Raw genomic sequence first — 6,846 nt, 5'->3', positions numbered from 1 at the left:
AACCCTCCCTGTTCAGCATCGAGAACCCGCCACGCCGCCGAGTTCGACGGCGGCCTTGTACGGCATGAGGTGATCCGGTTTCCAGCAGGTGCCGAGGCGGCAGTTTGCGGGGGGTGCCTACGCGGCCGTGCCGGACTGGTCGGCGCCCACTTCTTTCGCTGCCAGCTGGATCCACTTCTTCCGGCTGGAGAAGCCGCCACGAGCCCAGCCCTTCTTTTCCAGCTCGTAGCCGAGGTCGTCAGCGTCGCTGGAGTTGTAGAACTCGAACGCGAGCGCGAACTCCTTGCCCACCTGCCAACTCGGCGTGTCGCCCGACTTCGGCGCCCGCCGCAGGTTGGCCTTGGCCTGTTCCCGCCGCATCTGCTCCGCGGCGACCTGCTTCGCTCGGCGGGCTTTTTCGCGCTCCGCCGCGGCATGTTCCTCGGCTACGCGGCGGGCCGCTGCGGCTTCCTGCTGCTTCTCCTTCTTCCGCCACACCAAAAACGCCGAGAGCTTCTTGAGGAAGACGTGCAGCAGCAGAGCCATCCCGGTCGGGACGAACACGGAGAACACATCGCCGACCCACGACCACTCGGCGGGCAGGCGGAACAGCGTGGAGCCCATTCCCCGCCAGATCGCGTGACCGGCCAGGTTGCCCAGGATGGACATGCCCGTCGATGCGATGAGCAAGAACCAGGCCAGCCCTCGCTCGGTGCGATACACCAACAAGGCCGCCGCCGCGGCTGCGGTGACGTCCGGAACGACCGGACCGATCCGGCCCACCCAGCCCGTCCACCCCACTGCCTGAGTAACGAGGTGCAACATCGTGTACGAGAGGATGAACGCCGCCGTCACAGCACTCACGGCCAGCACGCCGATCGTCACCAACACGACCCGCGCTGGGGGCTCGTCGGGTTCGGTCTTCGGCTGCAGCCGCTGGATGACAATCTCCCGCAGCCGCTGCATCACCACATCAAGAACCCGACCCTCCGACCGGAGGTTGGGACCAGAATCCGCCGCCACCGGCGACTGCGGGTCGCCGTCCACTTCGTGAACGGCAGTGCGCGGGCCCTGCGTTCCCGCCGGGAGCGCAGCCTGCTCCCCCAACGTCACATTGACCGCAGCGGCCGTCGGCCGCTGCGGCTCGATTTCCTTCTTCGTCTGTTCCGGTATCGCGATCTGGCCCGGAGGGGCCAGATTCACTGCGATCCGGTCTGCGGTCCGTTCCGGCGCAGTCATGTGATGCCTCCTTCCGGGGTTCGTGACTTCCCGCAGACGCCCACCAGCCCAAACACCACTGAGACGCGGCGTGGCCTGGTGAGCGACCGGCAAACCACGAACGGTTTGCAAAAGCAGCAGTCGACGCCCATGTCGTGCGCGTGCCCCCCTTTTCATCAGGGGGCCTACCTGGGTGGCGCGCGGCTCGTCCTGGTTGGATCCCCCAGGAGTCATCGCCAGCCCTTCGCCCGCCGGGCACACGAGGCATCGATGTCGAGTTAGGACCAATCGGCGGGATCGACCGCTCGACCGGCATCAGCCTTACTGGTGACTTCCAGCGGCCTGGGAAAAACCCGGAAACGGAAGCTGACCCTGGGAGCAAACGGGCCTGTTCCGGGTTCTCCCCCGGTGCTGGACACCGGACCTACAGCGCGCTGCACACCAACTCAGGCGGCGCTGCGCAGGATTGATCAGCGAGCTGCGGCACGAACGCGAACAACTCGGCAGCAAGATCAAAGTCATCGACCGCATCAAGGCCGATCCGCGCCATACGTTCAGCCAAGACCTGCGTGTCCTCGTCATCAGCCACGTACAACTCGAACTCCAAGACATCGAGCGGGTCGTATGCATCGCCACTCATCACTTCCAGACCCCTCTTCCACTGCCACGCTCGCTGCCCGAGCAACTCCTCTTCACCGCCACAACGGGAGTGAAAGTCGCCCTCAGTGGCACCATGAGACACATTAACGGTGTCCTAGGACATATGTCAACTAGCGACCTAGTACATTCATAGTTGAAGTGGGTTGACCTGCAGTTTTTGCCGCCAGTTGCGAAGCGTGTTAGAACACTGAGAGTTCAGAGGAGTCGAACCGTGCCCCAGATCAATCGCGAGGACCCGCCGTACCTGCAGGTCGCTCGACACTTCAGAGAGAAGATCCAAAGCGGCGTGCTGGCTGACGGTGACATGCTGCCTTCAGCGCGGACCATCGCCCGCGATTGGGACATCACGGTCGCCACAGCGTCGAAAGCACTGGGGCAACTTCGATCGGAAGGACTAGTCCGTGGCGAACCGGGGCGGGGCACGATCGTGCAGACCCGCAGCGGTCTGCATCACTCGGCTCACGACCGAGCGATCTCGATCGACCGCACCGGAAAGATCTACCCGCCTGGTCATTACGCACGGATCCACAGCGCGGAGTTGACGGCGTGCCCAGAACATGTCGCCGACGCGCTCAGCATCGCGCCCGGCGCACCGGTGATCCGCCGTCGCCGCACCACCTACAACGCCGAGGGCGACGCGCTGTCCACGTCGGTGTCCTGGTTCGACGGATCCCTCGCCCGCATTGCGCCTCGGCTGGTTGAGGCAGAGAGAATCCCGGCTGGGACACCGGGTTACATCACCGAGATGACTGGGCGAGTCGTCGCCGCCACTCACGTGCAGCACGCCGCTGGTGCCGCTAGCGAGGACACGGCAGCGCAACTGCGCATCACGCCCGGTTCGCCAGTGCTTCTCAGTCGCAACCGGTTCATCGACCAGCATGGCGATGTCATCGAGTACGGCGAGTCGACCGCCCTGGCGGAACACTGGGTTTTCTACGAATACAGCACCAAGGGAACAGAATGAACCTGCTTCACTCAGGCAAGGTCCGCGACGTATATGAGCTCTCCAACAGGGAGTTACTCCTGGTCGCCTCCGACCGAATCAGCGTCTACGACGTCAGTTTGCCGACGCCGATCCCAGAGCGCGGCGCGCTACTTACACAGCTGTCAGTGTTCTGGTTCGGCAAACTCGCAGAGGTGGTGCCCAACCACCTCATCTCCGCCACCAACGTTCCCGCCGAGTTCGCACGCCGCTCGATCCGGGCAAAACGCCTAGACATGATCCATGTTGAGTGCATAGCCCGCGGCTACCTCACCGGCCTCGGCCTTCGCGAGTACCAGCGGACTGGCGCAGTTTCCGGCGTAGTGCTGCCGCCGGGCCTGGTGGAAGGAGACAAGCTACCCGAGCCGGCGTTCACCCCGACCACAAAATTCAGCCCCACTGGCCACGACGAGTTCATCACCTTCGACGACGTTGTCAGCCAGGTTGGCCAGTCAACTGCAGAACGGTTGCGCGAACTGACCCTTGAGCTCTACACGCGGGGAGCCGAACACGCCGCGCGCAATGGCGTCATCATCGCCGACACCAAATTCGAGTTCGGTTGGGACAGCAACGGAGTCTTGACTCTCGGCGACGAGGTGCTCACCTCGGACTCGTCCCGGTTCTGGTCTGCTGATGAGTGGGCACCAGGCCAGTCGCAGCGCTCGATGGATAAGCAGTTCGTGCGCGACTGGTCGAGGAGTACTGGGTGGGACATGACCCCACCCGGTCCCGACATTCCCGACGATGTGGTGGCTGCGACCCGCGCACGCTACATCGAGGTGTACGAGCGAATCACAGGGGAGAAATGGCAATGAGCAGCTTCAGCAGCAGCTACAACATTCACACCCTCATCAACGAGGTCACCCAGCTCCTCGCCGACCGCGGCATCGAAGTCGATGTCACGGCCGATCCTGCACGCAAGGTTCAGCGCAGCCAAGGCGCCAGCAACCTACTGTCCGGCCTCGGCGTCACGCCCACGCTCGCTCCTGAGCAAGGTGGTGTCGATCTGGATGGCCACCTTGCCTACACCGCTCGCATTCACGGAGACTGAGGGCGAGCAGCTCGACTCAGGAAGTGGGGGGGCCCCCCCCCCCCCCCCGGGGGGCCCCCCACTTGTGCTTTACGTGCGTCTTGCGGCCCCAAGGGAGCCTTCATGCCACGGCACGACCGGACAGGAGCCGGACTGGGAGCCGCGCGAGCTATCGGCGAGCCTCATCACGGCACCGACGAGCCGCTGGCTGACCGGGGTGGCCACTGCGCGCCTCCCCCGAGTGCCCACGACCAGCCCCCAGAGCCCCCGCAGCTAACCGACATAGCCCGTCAGAGCCATTCCCGAGCCTTCTGTAGCTGGCGAGCGAAGGACCCGCTCCGCTGGACAGTAATGGCGACCGTAGAGGCTCGTTCGCGGGACGCCCTACACCCAGCGTGGTGGCCGTAACAGAGCCGACGTTGACCCCCGTTTTCGCAGGTCAACGTCATTTAATGCAACGCGCTGCGGTTCTTGACGGGTAGCGGAGGAGGCTTACCCCTGACTCAACAGAGCAATCCTAGGAGCGGCTACGCGGTAGCTACGAAAGGCTCTGGGGAGCGCCGGATGGGCCGCGCGCTTCTTGGATGGCGCCTCTGCATGGAGGCTTGGCCTGGTTAACCCGGAGCTCGTCTGCTACGCCACGGCCACGGGTCGCTCCACGGAAGGCTCCGCGTCAGCTGCGTCGAGGCTATGAGCAACGAGGACCCGACACGGAAACCCCGCGAGGCAGCCACCAGTAGACCGGCGGGCGGGGCGACCGCGTGCTGAGGAGCAGCACTTGATCTGGGTGTGGTTGCAAGCGCGACTTGGCCGTACGGCGGCTCGGACTGGGCTTCGCTCGCAGGGGCGCCGAAGCGGTGCCAGCGGCGCTGAGCAATTGGCGAGCGGGGCACGATCACGGGGTGTAGCGGATTTTGTGCCACCGATCTGTGCCAGATGTGCCAGCGGCACAGTCCACTGGGGATCCTCTCGCGCGTGCGCGCGCGCACGCGCGTAGACCGATTCCAGACAGCGCCGCGGGTGTCAGGAAGCCACGGTTGGCACAACATCGTTTCGATCACGCCCCGTGGTCCACTTCGGACGCAGGATTCCTAAACGGCCAGCTCATGGACAGGCCCCTCGGCCGCCGGATAGGCTCAACCAACTGCAGACGACCCTCGGCGACACGAGTCTGGTAGCAGTGCCGCCGAGCCCCAGCAGCACTCTCAGATCCACCCCGGCAACGCCGCCGAGCGCCTGGCGCCGAGGCGATGGGAAACCCAGCGCTGGAAGCGCTTCGCTTGAACTGCTGTCACAGCGCAACTTCTGAGCAAGTTGGCACCGCACCCACTGAGCTGTACCGGAGGGCAGACGTGATCCCCGACGACACGAGCGAACTCCGCGCGAGAATCCGAGAAGACCGCGAGATCCGGGATGCACTCAGCCCAGCGCACCCGGACAGAGACGTGATCCAGGCGCGGATCGACCTTTTTGGCAGTCGCTTAACCGCGATGGAGCGAGCCGCCGAGCAACAAGCAGCCCGCGATGCCCGAGCCCGACGGCTCAAGTTCGCCCTCTTCCTAACTGCCGCAGGCGCCCTCGTCACGTACGGAACCTGGAATACCGGATGGGGCGTCGTCTTCGGCATCGCCATGGCCATAGCCGGAGTGGCTATGTTCGCCCGGCGCATGGCTTGAATCAGGAAACGATGGTCAATCTGGCTGGGCATTTGCGCTGTGAACTGCGCCGAAGCACCCAGTGAGGAAGCTGCGCAACACACCGATCTTCGAAGCCTCACGATCGATATTCGAAGATCCTGTTAGGATCGTGGCTGACACCCACGAGGAGAGGCACCCATGGAGCGATACAGCGTTCAGGGCTTCACCCGATCGTCGTCGCACGTACTTGCTGAGGCTGCAGCCACCAACGAACCGATCGCCGTTGACAAGCAAGGTAAGCCCTACATCGCAATCATCAGCGATGAGCGGCTTCGCCAGTACATGGAGGCGGAGGACATCGTGCGGGGACTCGTACGCCTGGCTCGTCGCGGCGGGACGCGGGGGGACTTCGCGGGGTACGCCGACATGCTTGATGAGCTGATCAGACAGCGAAAACTGAACGTCCGGCAACTGGAAGAAGAACCACAAAACGCTGCTTGACATGCGAAAACCCCGCCAGGGCTCCCAACCATAGACGGGGTTTCGCATCGCGCGCAGTGAGGGGATTCGACCCTTCACCTGGCTTGCAGAGCCGAACCTTCAACGGCTCTCCTGCTTAGGGTAGCGAGTTATTGCGCCGAACACGAGCCCGGTACGCTCGTTTCGTGGAACCGCTCACCCAAGGCGACGGATCGACTCCCCTCCGTTAGGTCAACGGAGGATGGGATGGCCAACTTTAAGGCCCTCGGGTGGGCCGAGGCCAGCACGAAGACCGGTAAAGCCCCGGCGCGGCAGGTGCTCGACAAACTCTGCCTGAAGTGCGATGACGACGGTCGTGTCTTTCGTGACACTGAAGACATCGCCAAGCTGTGTGAGATGGGCTACCGAACCATGGTTCGGTGGCTTGACTACCTCGAAGACGCCGGGCTCATCGTTGTGGTCCGCCGAATCCGACCAAACGGATCCGAGGCCAAACCCGTCGTTCTGATCAACTACCCCGAGGCTGCGCACCTCAACGGCGCGGTCACGATGCTCGACTACCCCACGCCCACCGGCACGCGGGTGATGTACCCGAGGGACCCGATCACGCTGCTCGAACGACGCATCCAGTGGTCGAGTAACGGTGAGATCGGTGGCGTACACAAGTCGCACGCGGCAAAGGTCACGGAGTGGCGGGAACAGCAGGTGGACCAGCCTGCCAATCTGGCAGGCTGGCAGCCTGCCAATCTGGCAACCAGCACTACCAGCGGAAACGACGAAAACCAGCAGGTGGACCAGCCTGCCAATCTGGCAGGCTGGCAGCCTGCCAATCTGGCAACCAGCACTACCAGCGGAAACGA

The 6,846-nt window shown here is 64.0% G+C and carries 8 protein-coding genes; 6 read left to right on the top strand and 2 right to left on the bottom strand.

Annotation, left to right across the window (positions count from 1 at the left end; genetic code table 11):
• Nucleotides 1–117 precede the first annotated feature (117 nt).
• Both MOQ72_RS43650 and MOQ72_RS43645 read right to left on the bottom strand, forming a co-directional pair.
• On the bottom strand, nt 118–1,218 hold the full coding sequence (locus MOQ72_RS43650; RefSeq protein WP_242191954.1) for a hypothetical protein: 1,101 nt from the start codon (nt 1,216–1,218) through the stop codon (nt 118–120).
• Nucleotides 1,219–1,621: 403 nt separating this feature from the next.
• Entirely contained in the window at nt 1,622–1,837 is a 216-nt protein-coding gene (locus MOQ72_RS43645; protein ID WP_242191953.1) for a hypothetical protein, read from the bottom strand.
• A 153-nt stretch (nt 1,838–1,990) separates the two neighbouring features.
• On the opposite strand from MOQ72_RS43645, the gene MOQ72_RS43640 reads away from it, so the two are divergent.
• The 6 genes from MOQ72_RS43640 to MOQ72_RS43615 all read left to right on the top strand — a co-directional run.
• Entirely contained in the window at nt 1,991–2,821 is an 831-nt protein-coding gene (locus tag MOQ72_RS43640) for a GntR family transcriptional regulator (protein WP_242191952.1), read from the top strand.
• Nucleotides 2,818–3,654, top strand: a complete 837-nt coding sequence (locus tag MOQ72_RS43635) for a phosphoribosylaminoimidazolesuccinocarboxamide synthase (RefSeq protein ID WP_242191951.1) — start codon at nt 2,818–2,820, stop codon at nt 3,652–3,654. The genes MOQ72_RS43640 and MOQ72_RS43635 overlap by 4 nt, the downstream gene beginning before the upstream one ends.
• Nucleotides 3,651–3,890, top strand: coding sequence for a hypothetical protein (locus MOQ72_RS43630; RefSeq protein ID WP_242191950.1), 240 nt, complete (start codon nt 3,651–3,653; stop codon nt 3,888–3,890). Before MOQ72_RS43635 ends, MOQ72_RS43630 begins: the two co-directional genes overlap by 4 nt.
• Before the next feature lie 1,331 nt (nt 3,891–5,221).
• Nucleotides 5,222–5,545, top strand: coding sequence for a hypothetical protein (locus tag MOQ72_RS43625; RefSeq protein ID WP_242191949.1), 324 nt, complete (start codon nt 5,222–5,224; stop codon nt 5,543–5,545).
• A 159-nt stretch (nt 5,546–5,704) separates the two neighbouring features.
• Nucleotides 5,705–6,007: a hypothetical protein gene (locus tag MOQ72_RS43620; protein WP_242191948.1), complete on the top strand. Its 303-nt coding sequence runs from the start codon at nt 5,705–5,707 to the stop codon at nt 6,005–6,007.
• Between the two features lie 225 nt (nt 6,008–6,232).
• Nucleotides 6,233–6,846: helix-turn-helix domain-containing protein (locus tag MOQ72_RS43615; protein WP_242191947.1), on the top strand; the 614-nt coding region annotated here is incomplete at its 3' end.

The sequence above is a fragment of the Saccharopolyspora soli genome, assembly GCF_022678645.1.
GTDB lineage: Bacteria > Actinomycetota > Actinomycetes > Mycobacteriales > Pseudonocardiaceae > Saccharopolyspora > Saccharopolyspora soli.
The sequence above is the reverse complement of the archived record's forward strand: the minus strand, read 5'-3'. Positions and strand labels throughout refer to the sequence as shown.

Bases quoted from the DNA above. Each gene is read 5' to 3' on its own strand.
- MOQ72_RS43650 (WP_242191954.1), bottom strand. From the start codon at position 1,218: ATGACTGCGCCGGAACGGACCGCAGACCGGATCGCAGTGAATCTGGCC.
- MOQ72_RS43645 (WP_242191953.1), bottom strand. From the start codon at position 1,837: ATGAGTGGCGATGCATACGACCCGCTCGATGTCTTGGAGTTCGAGTTG.
- MOQ72_RS43635 (WP_242191951.1), top strand. From the start codon at position 2,818: ATGAACCTGCTTCACTCAGGCAAGGTCCGCGACGTATATGAGCTCTCC.
- MOQ72_RS43630 (WP_242191950.1), top strand. From the start codon at position 3,651: ATGAGCAGCTTCAGCAGCAGCTACAACATTCACACCCTCATCAACGAG.
- MOQ72_RS43620 (WP_242191948.1), top strand. From the start codon at position 5,705: ATGGAGCGATACAGCGTTCAGGGCTTCACCCGATCGTCGTCGCACGTA.